This window comes from Pseudomonas sp. NPDC087342, assembly GCF_044744265.1.
Taxonomy (GTDB): domain Bacteria; phylum Pseudomonadota; class Gammaproteobacteria; order Pseudomonadales; family Pseudomonadaceae; genus Aquipseudomonas; species Aquipseudomonas nunensis.
Genome location: NZ_JBIUXZ010000001.1, coordinates 882,298 through 899,202, shown reverse-complemented (window position 1 = coordinate 899,202; position 16,905 = coordinate 882,298). Strand labels below are relative to the sequence as shown.

Below are 16,905 nucleotides of genomic sequence, written 5' to 3'. Positions count from 1 at the left end.
CAGACACTTCCCCTGAAGCGCGTTGACGACTATCTTGGGCGAGCCTTGCAGTTCCATCTATCCACTTTAAGCAGCACCAAAACGCACCAAACGAGTGCGTAAGGTCACCCCATGACAGTGTGCAATCCGTTACAAGTCCAAGCTTTCAACACCGCCGATGTCGCCGAGCAAATCCGCGCCACACCGGGTTGGGTGCAGCATTATCAGCAGATGTCGCCGGGGCATTTCGCCGGGCTGGTGCGCTACCTGGACTTGCAAGGCGTGGAGATTTACGAAGAGCACATGAACACTCGGGTCGAGCAGAATTTCAGTGCGCCACAAGGCTCGCTGGCGTTCTGTTTCGATCGCAGCGACAACTCGCTGTACGTGTTGAATGGCGAAAGTCGCAATATCTGGATCACCCCGGAGAACTACCAGGAGATCGCAGTGGTGTTCGGCCCGGAGTTCGTCCAGCGCCATGGTTTGAACGTGGCACGGCTGGAAGGCTTGTTCATGTCACCGCTCAATTGCCAGCAGAACGCGCTGTTCAGCCGTTGGCTTAGCACAACACTGACGCGACTGGCGCAGACGTTCGATCCGCCCAGCCGCGAGGCGCTGACCCTGCAACTGCTGGAGGACTGCCTGTACATCCTCGACAACGCTTGTGTGCGCCTGGACCGCGGCGGCCTGCAGCGACGTTCCGAAGAGCGAATGATCATGAAGCGGGTAGGGGAGTGGGCCGCCGATGCGCCGGAAGAAACCCTCAATCTGCTGGAGCTTTCCCAGGTCGCCGGGGTTTCACTGCGTCAGTTGCAGCATGCGTTCAAGGCCTTTACTGGCATGACACCGACGCATTGGTTGCGCTTGCGTCGGCTTAATAGCGCACACCGAGAACTGCTCAGCCGGACAACAATGGACACGACGGTTGCCGAAGTGGCGATGCACTGGTCATTCTGGCACTTGGGGCGGTTTTCCAGTAGTTACCACGCATTGTTCAAAGAGTTGCCGAGTGAAACGCTTAAGCGTGGAAGCCGAGTGTAACTAAGACAGCTATTAATACTTGTCTGTAGGACGTGTCCTGCATATGTAGCTCGATGTTTCCATCTTTGGAAGTATTACTTATCAATCAATGGCTTAGGATTTCCGCAGGCATTCAGGATGTTTGACGCTTCATGATGCTCATCTAGCTTCTGTTCATCGATACAACAGGTGTATCGAACATAATGAACCGAGGCAAACGTTATGGCTGTTGAGTTGAAAGATGCAGAAGTCAGTAATGATCTTCCCAAGGCAGTACTCCATCTGATTTCGGGTGAATATCCCGGTGTAGCACGCTGTGCCGGGGTCTTTACCAAAGAAGATGTCATCAAGATCAAACAATATGTGAAGAAGGGTCTCTCGCTGCCGAGCGAACTGCCGGAAGTCGAGTCGTACCTGAAATACACCAAGTTGGATATTCCGGGGCTGGAGCCCAGTGATGTACAGGTCTTATTCAAGAAAATCCGGATTCATGCGTCCAGTTGGGATGCGGTAGAAAACAAGATCGTCCAGCAAAGCATCGACTTGAGTTCAGCGGCCAAAACCATTGTCAGCAGCGGTGGCGAAATCATTTCCGTGATCAAGGAAATGCCGATCATGGACCGGGTCAGAACCACGCTGGGTCAGTTAAGCAACAGTGATCTGGAGGGCATCCGATACACCTCTGACGATGGTGAAGTGGCATCTGCCGTAACTGAAATCATCGAGCTGATGAAGGTCGATATCAAACGCCAGCAAAGCGCGACGCAAGAGCTCAAGGACCGCATTTCCAACTTCAAGACCGAGCTGGCTGGCGGCGAATTGTCGAGCGGTAAACGGGTCTTTGGTTTGCAATCCGAGGTCAAGAGCAAGTATGACTTGATGGAGCGCAACAGCTTGCTCGAATCCATCGCCAGTACCAGGGAAACCATCCGCACCAAGAAAGACCGAATCACGCAGTTGGACAAGGAATACGACTATTACGTCGGCATGTCGTTTTCCGGTGGCCTGCCGATCTTCTGGCCGATTTCGGGTTCGATCTTTGGCCCAAAAGCAGAGACAGCCCGCAAAGAACGCAATGCACTGAAGACTGAAGTCGATGAGCTGGAACTGTCCGTCAGTGGAAAGGAAGGCTTGCAGAGCGCCATGGAAAGTTCCCTGTCGAACTTTGGCGATATCGGCATCCGAATGGCCGGCGCAGAAGCCGCTCTTAATATCTTGAACACCATGTGGCAGACGATCCTGAGCAAGATTGATGCTTCGGCCGAACAGTTCGGGAGTATCAACAATGCCTTGCGCCTGACCTCCTTTGTCGCCGAGTTTGCGATGGTGATTGACCCGTGGCGCGATGTGAAAAATACCGCCAGTGATTTGGTGGCTGTATTTAATGAAGCCCTGGAAGAATACAAAAAGAGCTTTAACTGATTGCCCGGCGACCAAAGGATGACTGCCATGAACAACGTGACAACGATCGACACCCAACTTATTCCGGCGATTGACGTTAAAAAAATCATTCAAACCATTCGCGACATTACGAGGCTGGCCAGTTTTAGGCAGGAGCGATCCGATGTATTGCAGGAGAGGGCGCAGCGGGTTTCCGCGTACCTGAACAACCTGGATAAAACCCTGCGCGAATCCTTGCCGGTGCTGCTCACCGCATTGAACAGCGCCTCTGGGCAAAGCTATTTCGATGCGCTAGCAGAACTCAACGACGCCCTGGCCAGGAATGACCTGACCGCACAGGATCGAGAAATGGTCAGTGCAGAGGTCTCGAGCATCAAACGTAATATCGAGTCGATGCTCGAAGGCGTCGAAGCGAAGTTTACCGACCGCTCGCGGTTTCTTGAGAACGAAGTTCGCAGCTTATATAGAGTCGAAATCGGCGAGCGGGCCGATGAGCCACTGAAAGTGGCTAGGTCGCGCAAAGCCAGAATCCTGCTGGACTTGAACGATCACACCCTGACCAAAGCGAAACGCTCGGAACAGCGAGACGCACTGATCAAGGCTCAGGACGTGATTCGTGAATTCAACCTAGCTGACCTGTATAAAAACTACATTCCCGAAGGCAAGGAACTCGACAGCCTCGACATGCAGAACCCGAAAAAAGAGGCGGTGAAGCAGGGGATTGAACTGGTCAGGAAGGTGCTGGGCGTAGTCTCCGAAGGCATTAAATACAGCGAACTCGCGACCTCTCGGAACAATCTGGACAAGGAAATCCAGAGCCTGACTTTATTGATGGAAGGGCTGAACCATGAGCTTCAGATTGCCGAAGATGCGTTATCCGATATTACCGCGGTCGTCGACATAAGCCGCCAACGTCGCGTGGTCGGTGAGGAAATCATTACGGTGGCAGGCGTGTGGCTGGGGTTTTCATTGAATCTGGATAATCTGAAACGTACGGATTACACCCAGGCGGAGTTATCGAGATTGCTGAATCGGTACAAAATCCATCTGGAGACGTTGAGTGCTGACTACAACAGCATCATGATTCATTGATGCCAAAGTGCGGTTGATCATAGCGATTGACCGCACTTTAAGTGTCGCAGCCGAGTATGGAGTCGAGGCTTAATATGCAAAATAATAATAACTACACTAAATGACCGTTTAGTTTAGTTATAAAAGATAGTTCTGAATCAGCTTAATTTTGGAAGAAGGACACAGGACGATGCATAGCTTATCGAATGCCCGAGAACTGATCACAGCCCTCGATCTGGAACAACACGTAGAAGGCGGTTATTTCCGCAGAACCTTCCAATCGGATCGCCACCCTCTGGTAGAGACCGACCGTGGCCAACGCTATTTGATGACGTCCATTTATTACCTGCTGACCCAGGATTCACCCATTGGCTACTTTCATTTCAACCAGTCCGACATCGTGCATTACTACCATCTGGGCGATGCAATCGAGTACAGCCTGATATTCCCGGACGGCACATTGCAAACCGTGGTGATGGGCAGCGACGTTGTTGCCGGTCAGTGTCTACAGCTTCACGTACCAGGCGGCATCTGGAAAGCTTCGCAGATTATCGATGGGCCTGCGGGTTACGGTCTGATCAGTGAAGCGGTTTCGCCAGGGTTTGATTACGCGGATATGGAAATGAGCGACCGACAGAAACTCACGGCAGAGTTTCCACAGCATGCAGCGCTGATTGGAAAAATGACGCGGGGGTGATTAGCTGCAGGTGATGGTCGTGACGAGAAATCGTTGCGGTGAGCGCAGTTGCATTTGTACGTGAAGGGCCTGGCGTGGACAGCTGCAATCTGTGGGCAACCAGGCTGATCCTGTAATACTTTGTTACGTGTAATGTATATTATGTTAAATGGTGTGTATGGGTGGAACTTCCCCCACAGCCTCTGTCGCGTCTTCGATCGTTCCTTCATTACGGCATAACACCCAACCCAGCCGCTTATGAACATAGGTCATCGCCCACAAGTTAAATCATGTGCTATGTCAGATATGTTCATCACTCCTGAAGCTACTCAGCAATCTGCTTTCGCTGCTCGCTTACTTTTTCTCCAATCAGCTTGTGTCTTACGCTTCCTGGCCAGAGCCGGTGGTTCAGGAATATCCCAACCATTTGGGACAATTGACCTTAGGTCATATCCCATCATGAAAAGCCCAGCCTCGAACCGATGGCAGCGCTCCTCAATTGCCAGCGCCGGAAAAATCTCAACATGGGTTTCCAGCAAGTGCCGGATAATCCAGCCTAGCTGAAGCTGGCGCGCTGCCCATTCGTGTGGTTTACCGCGATTCAAACGCTGGGTCCCCATATATTGTGGGCCGAGCATTTGAGGGTTCCTCACCTGAATTCCCGGGCCTTCCTCCCAGGCGAACATCAGATGGTTAGCTGCAGGCGCGGTCTGATGGCAAACACCCGAACGATATAAGTGATACAGGGTCGCCGCAGCGCCAGCGACTCTTCCATCCAGAATGGGAGAGCCTGACTCATCGAAGATCGCGTGTATCTTCGTCATTCCGGAGTTGAACACCGGTACAGACTTGAGAGTGATATGTGATATCCGATTATTGCTATCCAGGCGCAGCAATGCCTCAACGTCGATCAGATAACCAGGCAGCTTGCCGCTTGCCGCCAGGCCTTGAAGGAATGTGACGGAAGCGGGATTCAACACCCCTCCCCATTCGAGAATCTCTTCGCATACGGTGTATGCCGCCGCCACGTTGTCACCCAGCGCGGCATCGCGCAGGCGTTCACGGAATGCTTTAAGGACCTTGCTTACATCGTCCCAGCTCCCATCCCAGTGGTAGGCCTGCTGCGCGCCCTGAATGCCAATGACCTTTTCCTTTAGCGGTTTTCGTACGTGATTACTGCGCGCAAAACGCAGATCGATGGTCAGGTTTGGCAGATTTCCCCCTATCCATCTCACAAAGCCTTGTACGTCGGGTTGCTGCAAAAAAGCATCTCGATCCATTAGTCATTCCTAAAGAAATTTATCGGAGGTCTCAGCGCTAGAATTCAAATTCAACGTCCAAGCCCTCGTGATATCTCATGATCCTGTCTCCCAGAGATATGCCCTCCCACTCCGTTTCCCAATACTGTCGGAGGAGTTCGGCGATTTCCGACCAAGACAATTCCGACAGATCCTTCTGCAGATATTTCATGACATCCTTGATTCGCCTGGCTACGAGCGAGAGCGTCCGGTTTTTCGCTGTTTCGACAGCGATGGACTCACACCAAGATCGGACAAACGCTTCCCAGGCCATCGTGTCTTGTCTGAACCGCGGCATTGCTGGGAATTCGTATCCGTGTACATACCGATTTCTGAAATCCCCATCCCGCGCAAGCTGAAGATCCTGATCAAGTTTTTTGAGAAAACGAAGTCGATATGAGGTTGGATTCACTTTGCCATTCCAACCCTCGATGTATTGCTCCGGCGCCACGCCAGCGGCCTCGAGTTCTCTCCATACCTGATTGAGCCCCGCCATAAGCTGTTCAATCCGACTCTCTATCCACTTTTCGTCGCACCCATTCTCCAGAATGCGGGAGATGTTTCTATTTCGAGCAGCGAACGCCTTGGATTTCATGATTTTGCTGCGCTTGCGATGGCAGTCATTCGAAATCCAATCTCCCAAATGGGTCCACACTGCAAGGCGAGATTTCCAGAGGGGTTGTTCACTCTCTGCTGCCTCGGCTTCCTGAGCGTCAGGACCATCCAGGTAGCTGTACCGCACAACGTTACGTTCACCCTTCTCCGTGAAACTACTTCTGGCGAAGATCCGTGCAACCAGATCCTGAGGCAAACTCTTCTTCAGCTGGATATTGAGCGTCGCAAATTGGGGTGCATTCCGATATTGAGCCGCTAGCATTCCTTGCTGTAACCATGCATCAAATCCCGATGGCAACTCACCTGGGCGTGCACTTCTGAGTGCAGGGAAGCGGATGAAAGGTAATTGGCTCATCCACGTTGAAAGCCCTGGGACGCTCTGCTCCTCTGGCGAGTCGAATGTCGACAAAATATGAGAGAAATACGCTGCAATCTCCGAGTCTTCATTAATCATTAGCTCAGATTCCGCGATCAACTCGGCGTTGATACCGCCACTAAACGCCGCGTTTGTGGCGTTTGCAGAGCCAAAAAGCAGGCGGCGCTTTCGCCTTCGAGGGGCTTCCTTGCGCACAAACTCGAAGTAAAAGGCCTTCATATGCATGAGGCCAACCGCGCGAGCAACCCGGATCTCGATTTTGAGCCCTTTGCGCTGGCAGTCGCGGATTTTCAATAGGGCCTCGATTTGTATTCCATCATCCACCAAAAGGCAGAACCGGCCAGGCTTCAACTTAGTTACCAAGTGATTTAAAAACACCGCGTCAACGTAGGGGGCGACGACTAACGCTACTTCCGTGCGATAGCCGTCCGGTACAGACAGTAAGTCATAGCTCATGAAGGTGTTGGATCCGTCCTAACGCCCTAGGGCCCTGCGCCCTTAGGGTTTTGGAGGGGGATTTTAAGCGAGAGTATGGCCATATGCTACCAAGTCGTTTAGCAGCCTGTAGGAAACTTCCCAGAGACAGTCCAAAGGAGCTTGAAAAGGTGTCCAGTGAATCCAAAGCAATTCAGCTGAGGTTGACCGAAGCCTTAACCGGCTTCGCCTACAGTGCATCCAAGAACTCTGGAGATCTCAGCAACCACCTGCATCGTTGCGTCTTCGATCGTTCCTTCATTCCGGCACAAAACCCAGCCGTGATCCGCAATCGCGTGCTCGAATGCCTTGGTAGTGGCGACCTGTTCTTCCAGCTTATGCATCACCGTACTGCTCAGCCCACGCGATCGTGCCGCAGCCCTGGCCCATGAAATATCGGGGTCGGTGACAACCCCGACATGCAGGTCCGGCACTCGCACGTTTCGATCAATGTTCATCTGCAAAATTTCTGCAAACGGGACCATGCGGCGAAACGCGGCATCTGACGGGTACCAGCGATCGATCAGGATGATGCTGCCGGGCGGCTGCTTAGGCAGGACGTGCCGGGAAATCCAGGCACGGCTATCGGCAAAGCGCTCACAAACCCTCAACTCCAAATCCCGGGAGGGATTTCTGACGAGTTGGTTAACGAGAGCCATTGTTTCACCCCTGAAGGGATCGCTTTTACTCTCGCAGAGTCGGATCACCTTTTTGTTGTCGGCCCTCAGTACTTTCGTAATGGCTTCCAACAGTGTGGTTTTGCCAGTTCCCTTGGGCCCATCTAGAGATACAAACAGCGGACGATTCCTTCTTCGAATTCAGACTGAGAAACGCTCTGTTATGAGCCCGTCGTCAGGTGTTCTCCTGCGACTCATTAGCTGGACGCGACGGCAATGACGCAATTATCTCAGCGCGGCAAACTTCGAGTATTTCATCAGCGAGTGAAGAGTCATCCGGGCAAGCGCGCGACAACATGACGGCACCGATTGCATGCGCCAGCAGGTCGATCATCTTTGCTCGCACTCCTTCCTGCAGCGTGTCCTGACCATCTTTGTACTTTTCTTCGAGCGCCGCCAGTGTGTTTTCTATTCCGTCGGCAAAGGTCGCCTTCAACTCACTCGACTGACGAGCAGCGTCGCCACACAGTGCTGCCATCGTACAACCCACTCCCCTGCCATCTCTGTGATCCCTCGACACGTAAAGGTTTACAAATCCCGTAACGTCGAGATCGCTGGCACTCGATAGGGATTTTGACAGGCTATTTTCAGCCGCTTCTGCCATCAAATCGGCTTTGGAGCCGAAATGCTTGTAGAAACCACCTTGCGTAAAACCGGCTGCAGCCATCAGTTCCGCCACCCCCACGCCATCGTAGCCACGGTCACGAAAAAGCTCGGAAGCCGTCTCGACGATATGCGCTCGGTTAGCGAGTGATTGCGTCTTGGTGATCTTCATTTCGTGCGCCTCTGCATCTCAAAGCAATGTCCGCATCATACTCTGATGTTGGTCGTAATCAAAAGCGTTGACAGTTTTGAGCATGAGCGACATCATAAATCTCGTCATCGCGAATTTTCGCGGGCACGGCGCACGTCGCCGTCATTGATCAACGATTATGGAAACGATATGAACGATAAGACGTTGTTTGAGCCATACACGCTCGGCTCGCTAACACTTTCCAACAAAATCGTAATGGCGCCGTTGACCCGTAACCGAGCTGGCGAGGGTTTTGTACCGAGTGAGTTCGCTGCGACCTATTACAGCCAGAGAGCGTCCGCAGGCCTGCTGATTTCCGAGGCTTCGCAGATCTCGCAGCAAGGACAGGGCTATCAAGATACGCCCGGAATTTATACCCAGGCACAGATAGATGGGTGGCGAAAAGTCACTGAGGCGGTTCATGAAAAAGGTGGACGAATTTTCCTGCAACTTTGGCATGTCGGGCGCGTTTCCCACATCGACCTGCAGGAAAACGGTGCCGCTCCGGTAGCGCCCTCTGCTCTGCGTCCCGCCACAAAAGTATTCGTCAACAATCACTTCGTGGACGTTTCGGAACCGCGAGCCCTCGATATCAGCGAACTTCCCGGGATCGTTAACGACTTTCGCCAGGCGGCGTCGAACGCCATCGCTGCGGGGTTTGACGGCGTAGAGATCCACGGGGCAAACGGGTATTTGCTGGATCAGTTCCTCAAGGACGGTGCCAATGTTCGCACTGATGCCTACGGTGGCTCGGTCGAAAATCGCGCTCGCTTGTTGCTTGAAGTCACTGCGGCTGTGGTGAACGAGATCGGTGCTGGGCGAACGGGTATCCGACTTTCACCCGTCTCGCCTGCCAACGGTGTTTCCAGCACCGATCCGCAAGCCCAATTCAACTACGTTGTCGATCAACTCGACGCCATGGGCCTCGTTTACCTTCATGTGGTCGAAGGTGCAACCGGCGGCCCGCGTGATGTTGCGCCCTTCGACTTTGGCTCCCTGCGTCAACGCTTCAAAAATACCTACATCGCCAACAATGGCTACGACCTGAATCTGGCCACCTCGACAATCAACGATGACAAGGCGGACCTCATTGCTTTCGGGCGTCCGTTTATTGGCAACCCTGATCTGGTTGAGCGACTCAAAACCGCTGCCTCTTTATCAGCACTCGATCCTGCAACCCTGTATGGCGGTGGCGCAGCGGGCTACATCGACTACCCGACGCTTGCCGAGTCCCGCTCCGCACAAGGCTGAACAGTCACAGTGACTGAATCGCTTATCGACATCCATTCAAGAGAATCCATTTATGAGCATCAATGAAACCGTACTCATCACCGGCGCCTCGACTGGCATTGGCGCCACTTACGCCGAGCGCTTTGCCCAACGCGGGCACAATCTGGTGTTGGTTGCCCGCGACAAAAACCGGTTAGACGCACTGTCCTCCCGGCTACGTGAGAAATACGGTGTGGCCATTGATGTTATTCAAGCTGACCTGACTCAAATCACTGATTTGGCGACCGTCGAAGCTCGTCTGCGCGATGACGCCAGCATTGGCATCCTTGTGAATAATGCGGGAGCCGCCCAATCCGGCAGCTTCATCGAACAATCCACCGACAGCGTTACCAACCTGGTCGCGCTCAACACCACCGCGCTGGTACGACTCGCCAGCGCAATCGCCCCGCGCCTGGCACACGCCGGCAATGGCGCGATTATCAACATCGGCTCCGTCGTCGGACTGGCACCGGAATTCGGCATGACCGTCTATGGCGCGACCAAGGCCTTTGTCCTGTTCCTATCGCAAGGGCTGAGCCTTGAACTCTCGCCCAAAGGCGTATACGTGCAAGCTGTTCTGCCAGCGGCCACCCGCACGGAAATCTGGGAACGCGCGGGCATCGATATCAATACCCTGAGCGAAATCATGGACGTGGGCGATCTGGTCGACGCTGCGCTGGTCGGTTTTGATCGTCGCGAGCCGGTGACCATTCCACCGTTAAAAGACGCCGGTCGTTGGGATGCTCTGCAGGCTGCCCGCCAAGGTTTGATTTCAGAGATCCGTCAGTCTGAAGTCGCCGAGCGTTATCAAGCCGAGGCGTGATTGTCATGCAGCAGATGCTGATCCTGCCGGGTTTTTCATTATGCGGATGCGTGGCACAGGCAGGCTGCCATCCCATTAAAACCATGAGAACTGAATCATGAAAGCCTTCTTGATCGACCGTTACGGCAAGAGTCATGGACGTATTGGCGAGGTACCGGTACCTGAACTTGGAATCAACGATGTCCTGATTGAGGTGCATGCCAGCAGTGTCAATCTGCTGGATTCGAAGATCCGCAAAGGTGAATTCAAACTGATCCTGCCGTACTCATTCCCTTTGATTATGGGTAATGACTTAGCCGGCGTCGTGGTTCGCGTGGGATCGGGCGTGCACAACTTCAAGGCGGGTGACGAGGTCTATGCCCGTCCTCCTCAATCACGCATTGGCGCCTTTGCCGAGCTGATTGCGGTGGATGAAAGTGCTCTTGCACTGAAACCCAAAAACATCTCCATGGAACAGGCTGCTGCCCTCCCCTTGGTTGCGCTGACCGCCTGGCAGGTGCTGGTTGAAACAGCCCGGTTGAAAAAGGGGCAAAAAGTCTTTATCCACGCGGGTTCCGGTGGTGTTGGCACAATTGCCATCCAGCTTGCAAAGCATCTGGGCGCCTTTGTTGCGACGACGACCAGCACAAGTAACGTGGGTTGGGTCAAGGCGTTGGGAGCGGACGTCGTCATCGACTACAAGCAGCAAAACTTCGAAAGCGTCTTGCGCGACTACGACGTCGTATTGAACAGCCTCGGCCCTGTCGACCTGGAAAAATCACTCAGCATTCTCAAACCTGGTGGCCAACTTATCTCCATCTCGGGGCCACCGACACCAGAGTTCGCACAAGAGCAAAAGCTGTTCTGGGGACTGGGTTGGGTAATGCGTCTGTTGAGCAGCGGCATCCGCAGAAAAGCGCGCAAACAGGACGTCAGATATGCGTTCGTATTCATGCGTGCGAGCGGTGCTCAATTGAAGAAAATCACTGCGCTTGTCGAGTCCGGAGTTATCACACCTGTGATCGACCGAACCTTCCCGTTTGAGTCAACGGCTGAGGCATTGAGCTACGTCGAACGGGGCAGAGCCAAAGGTAAAGTGGTCATCAAGCTCATATGACTAAGCAGGTACCCCATAACGGTCGCTGCTGCGTCGACTTAATGGTCTGTAACTCGACCAGCCAGCCGAACGAGACGCCTGGTTCAGTTATACGTGAAGGTCACTTATCAGAAGTGTCCTGTATTAACCCGACTTCACCACCGGGAAAAATTGAGTTGCAGTCCCAACCCGCTACGCCAGCGCCTTCAACAATAGTCTGGCGAAAATTAATGCTGGAGCAATAGCGTCGAACCAGCTGCTTGCTATCGCCGAAAGCAACTCACGGACACACTGGAGTATCAATTGAAAACATCTTCCGAAAGAACCGCGATAGTGACCGGTGCATCATCCGGTATTGGTCAAGCAACTGCCGAGGCTCTGGTGCGTGCGGGGTATACGGTGTTTGGCACAAGTCGCAAGGCTGGTGACAGTCCAACGCAGGTGTCGATGCTCACTTGCGATGTGACGGATGATGAATCTGTCAGTGCGCTCGTTTCCACCGTACTCGCGCAGACCGGGCGGATCGATCTCTTGGTCAATAATGCGGGTGTTGGTTTACTTGGGGGCGCAGAGGAATTCTCGATCCCGCAGGTGCAGGCACTGTTCGATGTGAATTTGTTTGGAGTTATCCGCATGACCAATGCGGTGTTGCCGTCGATGCGGCAACGAGGGCAAGGGCGCATCATCAATATCGGATCTATTTTGGGGTTGGTGCCCGCGCCCTACTCCGCTCATTATTCGGCGGTCAAACATGCTTTAGAGGGCTATTCGGAATCTCTTGATCACGAGGTCCGTGCCTTCAAAATTCGAGTATCGGTCATCGAGCCGGCATTCGTGCGCACCGTCTTCGATCAAAACGGCATTGAGCCGGACTCGAAGTTGAAGGAATACGATCAGGCTCGAGCCGGGTTCAAGGCACTATTAGGCGAGGTGATGCCCATAGCCGATCTTCCAGAAGTCGTGGCGGCAGTTGTAGTGAAAGCGGCGACCGATGTCCGCCCTCAGCATCGCTACACTGCGGGCAAGGCCGCGCGACAAATCAGCATGCTGCGCCGTTTTGCCCCCGCAAAGATTTTTGACAAAGCCTTGCGCAAGCAATTTCGCCTGCCAGTTTGAAGCCGGCGCAGTAAAAGTCGAACTAAAAAAAGGGCCATCAACGGCCCTTCTGTACTCAAATCAAATCACTTGGTCAGCCAGGACTCGATGCTATCGCGGCCCCACCTGAGTGTTCAGTGCTGAGTAAGAAATAACTGAAGACTGTTGTGGCCATCCACGATCAGTCCTCGAATAAGTTCCTGGTACTGTTCTGCGGTACTCAAATCTTGCAGGTCAAAGCTTGCAGACCAATGGATGAACGTCTTGGACTGTCCAGTAAGCGAGGCCAATTTTACCGTGGCCACATAGTTATCCAGCGGCAATGGAGCTTCCTCGAAGCGGTAGGACAGCGTTGTATTGCGATCATCAACCGATAACAGGCGCTCCCTGACAACTGCGCCATCGGCCAACGTGAGTTTGCGAATACAGCCAACCAATCCATCAGGTTGGTTGCCCTCAATGCTGCTTTCGACAATCGAGGGATGCCATTTATGAATCTCACCAAATTTCTTCAATACGCCCCAGGCGTGTCCTGCATCGCTGTCCAGGACAGCGGAAAACTCAACCATCGGCATCGTGTATCTCTCTTCAAACGATCTGTTTTTGAAAACGGCTAACCTCGGCTTTTGCCCGCGCCGTCGATGATGAACGAACTCCGATCCCGGCATTGATTCAACCGGGATCGGTGAACGCTCAACCTTCGAACTGGTGATAAACCTTGGCGATGACCTTCCAGATGCCGTCGATTTTGATCAGGGTCAGGTAGTCGTTGTAGTCGGCGCCGATCGCATCCTTTTCCATATCGACACGCACCACGGCTGTGGTGGGTGTGATCGCCAGGATGTCGAGGCGAGTCGTAATTTCTGGGGCACTGCCGTTCTTCTGAACGAAATCAAACAGATTCTTGATCGGGCCGCCAAGCAGCTCACCGTTTGTGAAACCGTACATCACGGCGTCTTTATGGAAAGCTTGCGCAACGCCTTCTGCACTGCCCACACGCAGACCTTCAACGTACTGATTGGCGGTAGCGATGACAGCGTTGTACTCGGAAGTCGGTACTGCCTTGATGTTCTTGGACATGGTTCTTTCCTTTCAATAAGGGCGAGGTACAACACACCTCGCCACAGGCGCTCGAGTGCTCAAACGCTCGGATGGGTGTGGTAAATCTTGCTGACGATCGTCCACTTGCCTTCTACCTTCAGCAGGTTGAAGAAGTCGGTGAAACGAAATCCCGAAACGTTGTCGGTATCGACGCGAGCACTGGCGGCAGTGCCCACGATGTCGATGCGAACGATCGCGGCTTTGGCTTCGGGAGATGGGCGGAAAGCGTTGTCGATGACGTCGTACAGATTCTGGATCGCACCGCCGACGAGCTTGTCGCCGTCGACCCCAAACATGGTGGCCTGCTCGTTGAACGCGGGCTTCATCAAAGCGCTATCAGCCTTGGCCCCACCTTCGTTGTATTGGCTAAGCACGTCGACGATCGCGTTGTATTCCTGGACGTAAGTTGGATGGCTCATGATGTGACTCCTGATTGGGTGTTTCCGGTGAGCCGTTTGGCTGAGCGGATGGAAGAAACTCAGCCGACAATCACCAATCCTGGCGTGTCGGCGAGATGATCAGATCGTTGACGGTGACGTTTTCCGGTTGGTTGAGCGCGTAAATCACAGCGCGGGCGATATCGTCAGGCGCAATGGCAATCCGGTTCAGCTCCTGAGCAGCCTTGCGCCCTTCAGGATCGCTGACCTTGTCCGCCCAGCCGGTATTGATCACGCCGGGGCTGACGGTGTTGACGCGAATGCCATGCTGCACGCCCAACTCCTTGCGCATGGACTCGGTCATGGCTTGGACGAAAAACTTGGTTGCGCTGTAAACACCCGCCGCCGGCCCGACCTGGTGACCTGCAACAGAGTCCATGTTGAGAATCTGCCCGGATTTCTGTTCAAGCATGAACGGCAATACAGCAGCAATAGCGTTGAGGTAGCCCTTGATGTTCACATCGATCATCTTTTCCCAATCTTGCACGGCCAGATCGACCCAGTTGGAAAAGAGCATCAGGCCGGCGTTGTTGACCAAGATGTCCACGGCGCCGTAGGTGTCTTGTGCAAACTTCGCCAACGCTTTGGTTTGATCCGGATGGGTAACGTCGGTGGTGAAGGCAACCACATCGCTGCCTGACTCACGCAGTTCTGCAACAAACGCTTCCAACCCTTGCTGATCGTGTGCTGCCGCTACTACGCGGACTCCCTGTGCGACGAGTGCACGAGTGGTGGCGGCGCCAATGCCGGAAGATGCGCCAGTGACGATGGCGACCTTGTTTTGCAGATAATTCATATTTGAGTGCCTCTTGTGCGGCGAAATGCGCTCGCGACGGAGCCTCCCTGTGCCGAGTCGACGCAGGGGGAACCTGTGATTAGTTGGCGTTGGCCGTTGGCCAATCGGTGTAACCCTTGGCGCCTCCGCCGTAATAGCTCTCACGTGGCGCGATGGTCAGTTCGGCACCACGACGCAGGCGCTCTACAAGGTCTGGATTGGCAATGAACAAACGACCGAACGCTACCGCGTCAATCCGGCCTTGCGCCCGGCGCTCGAGCGCCATATCCAGGTCGTAGTTGTTGTTACCAATGAACGGCCCTTCGAACTGCGCACTCAGCGCGTCCAGATCCACCCCTTCCGGAACGGTGCGAGAAGTGGCGGTGGCGCCTTCGACGAAGTGCAGATAGGCCAGGTTGAATCTGTTCAGCTGCTGAATGAGGTAGCCGTAAGTCGCCATGACGTTGCTGTCAGGGGGCGTATTACCTGCGTCAGGTGTCACCGGCGAAAGACGGATGCCGACCCGGTCACTGCCCCAGATCGCGACCACGGCTTCGGTGACTTCAAGCGTCAGCCGCGTCCGGTTCTCGATGGAGCCGCCGTATTGGTCAGTACGCTGGTTGGTGGAATCACGCAGGAACTGATCAAGCAGATAGCTGTTGGCAGAATGGACTTCCACACCATCAAAACCGGCTCGCTTTGCATTTTCTGCCGCATGCCGGTACTGCTCGATGATCCCCGGGATCTCTGAAGTCTCAAGTGCCCGAGGCATGGACACTTCGACCATGCCATTGTTGGTGTAGGTCGTGCCTTCGGCCTTGATTGCCGAGGGAGCGACCGGTGCCTCGCCGTTTGGCTGTAACTCGACGCTGGAGAATCGGCCTACGTGCCATAGCTGACTGACGATCTTGCCGCCCGCCGCGTGTACCGCGTCAGTGACTTTTTTCCAGCCTGCCACCTGTTCTTCCGACCAGATACCCGGCGTCATGGCATAGCCGCGGCCCTGGGCAGAAATGTTCGTGGCTTCGGCGATGATCAGGCCTGCGCCGGCACGTTGGGCGTAGTAAGTGGCGTGCAGCTCATTCGGCACGCCGTCCTCCGCCATCCGGCTGCGTGTCACTGGAGCCATGACAATACGGTTGGCCAGTTGCAAGGCGCCCATCTGCGTGGGCGAAAAAAGGTCGGTGTTATGACTGTTATCAATCATGTTGAATACCTCAAATATTAGACCGGTCGTCTAGTAATTTGGTTAAAAAAAACGCCCCTAGGCCAGCAGGCGTTTACTTGTGATCAGTGCGGTTTCAAACGGGGCCATGGTTTTCTTGACCTTGACCAACAGCGAAGCGCCCAGCCATAGCTGATAAAGCGATTCGGCTAATATCGCCGCGTCCTGAGTCGGCGAGATGGAACCATCGGCCATGCCCTGCTCGACGCAACGCATGATCCGCTGAATGATCAGCGCGGTGCCTTCCTCCAGCACCGTGCGCATGTCTTCTGACAAGTCGCAGACTTCAGCGCCCAGCTTCACCACCAGGCATTTCTCCTCGGGATGATCGAACGCTTGCGTCTTCGCCCAGTAGTGCAGATAGCCCAGCAGCCGCTCCGCTCCGGTTCCTTCTGCGGCCATGACGATATCGACGCGCCCGATGTACTCCTGAAAATATTCTTCGAGCAGTGCCTGGCCGAATTCTTCTTTCGAGCGGAAGTAGTGATAGAACGACCCTTTGGGTACGCCAGCGGTTGTCAGCACTTCCGACAGCCCCACGGCGGTGTAACCCTTGTTGGTCATCAGCGACTTGGCCACATCGATGATGTGCTGTCGCATGTCTTGGATAGGTTTCTTCATAGGGAAGGCAGCCTACACAAAACTAGACCGGTCGTCTAGAAACTCCTGCCTGCACCTGATCAACCGACTCAGCCGTTAGCGTTTCCTGTCGAACGTCTTCTCGC

At 54.0% G+C, this 16,905-nt stretch carries 18 protein-coding genes; 8 read left to right on the top strand and 10 right to left on the bottom strand.

What is annotated here, in order from left to right:
• Window positions 1-111: 111 nt before the first annotated feature.
• The 4 genes from ACIOYV_RS04065 to ACIOYV_RS04050 all read left to right on the top strand — a co-directional run bounded on the left by ACIOYV_RS04065 (window position 112) and on the right by ACIOYV_RS04050 (window position 4,168).
• Window positions 112-1,020, top strand: coding sequence for a helix-turn-helix domain-containing protein (locus tag ACIOYV_RS04065; RefSeq protein WP_054614654.1), 909 nt, complete (start codon window positions 112-114; stop codon window positions 1,018-1,020).
• A 201-nt stretch (window positions 1,021-1,221) separates the two neighbouring features.
• Window positions 1,222-2,421: an alpha-xenorhabdolysin family binary toxin subunit A gene (locus ACIOYV_RS04060; protein WP_401321052.1), complete on the top strand. Its 1,200-nt coding sequence runs from the start codon at window positions 1,222-1,224 to the stop codon at window positions 2,419-2,421.
• 27 nt (window positions 2,422-2,448) lie between these two features.
• Window positions 2,449-3,492: an alpha-xenorhabdolysin family binary toxin subunit B gene (locus tag ACIOYV_RS04055; protein WP_401321049.1), complete on the top strand. Its 1,044-nt coding sequence runs from the start codon at window positions 2,449-2,451 to the stop codon at window positions 3,490-3,492.
• A gap of 169 nt (window positions 3,493-3,661) precedes the next feature.
• Window positions 3,662-4,168, top strand: coding sequence for a cupin domain-containing protein (locus tag ACIOYV_RS04050; RefSeq protein ID WP_401321046.1), 507 nt, complete (start codon window positions 3,662-3,664; stop codon window positions 4,166-4,168).
• Window positions 4,169-4,476: 308 nt separating this feature from the next.
• Here the strand turns inward: ACIOYV_RS04050 and ACIOYV_RS04045 are convergent, their stop codons facing one another.
• From ACIOYV_RS04045 to ACIOYV_RS04030, 4 genes are all read right to left on the bottom strand, one after another.
• Window positions 4,477-5,427: a hypothetical protein gene (locus tag ACIOYV_RS04045; protein ID WP_401321043.1), complete on the bottom strand. Its 951-nt coding sequence runs from the start codon at window positions 5,425-5,427 to the stop codon at window positions 4,477-4,479.
• Between the two features lie 37 nt (window positions 5,428-5,464).
• Window positions 5,465-6,892, bottom strand: a complete 1,428-nt coding sequence (locus tag ACIOYV_RS04040; protein WP_401321040.1) for a hypothetical protein — start codon at window positions 6,890-6,892, stop codon at window positions 5,465-5,467.
• A gap of 194 nt (window positions 6,893-7,086) precedes the next feature.
• The gene (locus tag ACIOYV_RS04035; RefSeq protein ID WP_401322595.1) at window positions 7,087-7,728 is read right to left on the bottom strand and encodes a dTMP kinase; all 642 of its coding nucleotides are present in this window, start codon (window positions 7,726-7,728) and stop codon (window positions 7,087-7,089) included.
• Window positions 7,729-7,762: 34 nt separating this feature from the next.
• Complete coding sequence (locus ACIOYV_RS04030) at window positions 7,763-8,362, bottom strand: TetR/AcrR family transcriptional regulator (RefSeq protein WP_401321037.1); 600 nt, start codon at window positions 8,360-8,362, stop codon at window positions 7,763-7,765.
• Window positions 8,363-8,530: 168 nt separating this feature from the next.
• Here ACIOYV_RS04030 and ACIOYV_RS04025 point away from each other — a divergent pair, with 168 nt between their 5' ends.
• The 4 genes from ACIOYV_RS04025 to ACIOYV_RS04010 all read left to right on the top strand — a co-directional run bounded on the left by ACIOYV_RS04025 (window position 8,531) and on the right by ACIOYV_RS04010 (window position 12,663).
• Complete coding sequence (locus tag ACIOYV_RS04025; protein ID WP_401321035.1) at window positions 8,531-9,631, top strand: alkene reductase; 1,101 nt, start codon at window positions 8,531-8,533, stop codon at window positions 9,629-9,631.
• 52 nt (window positions 9,632-9,683) lie between these two features.
• On the top strand, window positions 9,684-10,472 hold the full coding sequence (locus ACIOYV_RS04020) for an SDR family NAD(P)-dependent oxidoreductase (protein ID WP_401321033.1): 789 nt from the start codon (window positions 9,684-9,686) through the stop codon (window positions 10,470-10,472).
• 97 nt (window positions 10,473-10,569) lie between these two features.
• Complete coding sequence (locus ACIOYV_RS04015; protein ID WP_401321031.1) at window positions 10,570-11,568, top strand: NADP-dependent oxidoreductase; 999 nt, start codon at window positions 10,570-10,572, stop codon at window positions 11,566-11,568.
• A 282-nt stretch (window positions 11,569-11,850) separates the two neighbouring features.
• Window positions 11,851-12,663 carry an oxidoreductase gene (locus ACIOYV_RS04010; protein ID WP_401321028.1) on the top strand — a complete coding sequence of 271 codons (813 nt, stop codon included), beginning with the start codon at window positions 11,851-11,853 and terminating at the stop codon, window positions 12,661-12,663.
• 113 nt (window positions 12,664-12,776) lie between these two features.
• On the opposite strand, the gene ACIOYV_RS04005 is transcribed toward ACIOYV_RS04010, so the two are convergent.
• The 6 genes from ACIOYV_RS04005 to ACIOYV_RS03980 all read right to left on the bottom strand — a co-directional run bounded on the left by ACIOYV_RS04005 (window position 12,777) and on the right by ACIOYV_RS03980 (window position 16,801).
• Complete coding sequence (locus ACIOYV_RS04005) at window positions 12,777-13,217, bottom strand: SRPBCC family protein (RefSeq protein ID WP_401321025.1); 441 nt, start codon at window positions 13,215-13,217, stop codon at window positions 12,777-12,779.
• Window positions 13,218-13,335: 118 nt separating this feature from the next.
• Window positions 13,336-13,722, bottom strand: coding sequence for a nuclear transport factor 2 family protein (locus ACIOYV_RS04000; protein ID WP_163910187.1), 387 nt, complete (start codon window positions 13,720-13,722; stop codon window positions 13,336-13,338).
• 59 nt (window positions 13,723-13,781) lie between these two features.
• The gene (locus ACIOYV_RS03995; protein ID WP_401321022.1) at window positions 13,782-14,162 is read right to left on the bottom strand and encodes a nuclear transport factor 2 family protein; all 381 of its coding nucleotides are present in this window, start codon (window positions 14,160-14,162) and stop codon (window positions 13,782-13,784) included.
• Window positions 14,163-14,232: 70 nt separating this feature from the next.
• On the bottom strand, window positions 14,233-14,976 hold the full coding sequence (locus ACIOYV_RS03990; RefSeq protein ID WP_265038605.1) for an SDR family oxidoreductase: 744 nt from the start codon (window positions 14,974-14,976) through the stop codon (window positions 14,233-14,235).
• Between the two features lie 79 nt (window positions 14,977-15,055).
• Window positions 15,056-16,162, bottom strand: a complete 1,107-nt coding sequence (locus ACIOYV_RS03985; protein WP_401321019.1) for an alkene reductase — start codon at window positions 16,160-16,162, stop codon at window positions 15,056-15,058.
• A 57-nt stretch (window positions 16,163-16,219) separates the two neighbouring features.
• The gene (locus ACIOYV_RS03980; protein ID WP_123508338.1) at window positions 16,220-16,801 is read right to left on the bottom strand and encodes a TetR/AcrR family transcriptional regulator; all 582 of its coding nucleotides are present in this window, start codon (window positions 16,799-16,801) and stop codon (window positions 16,220-16,222) included.
• Between the last annotated feature and the right edge of the window lie 104 nt (window positions 16,802-16,905).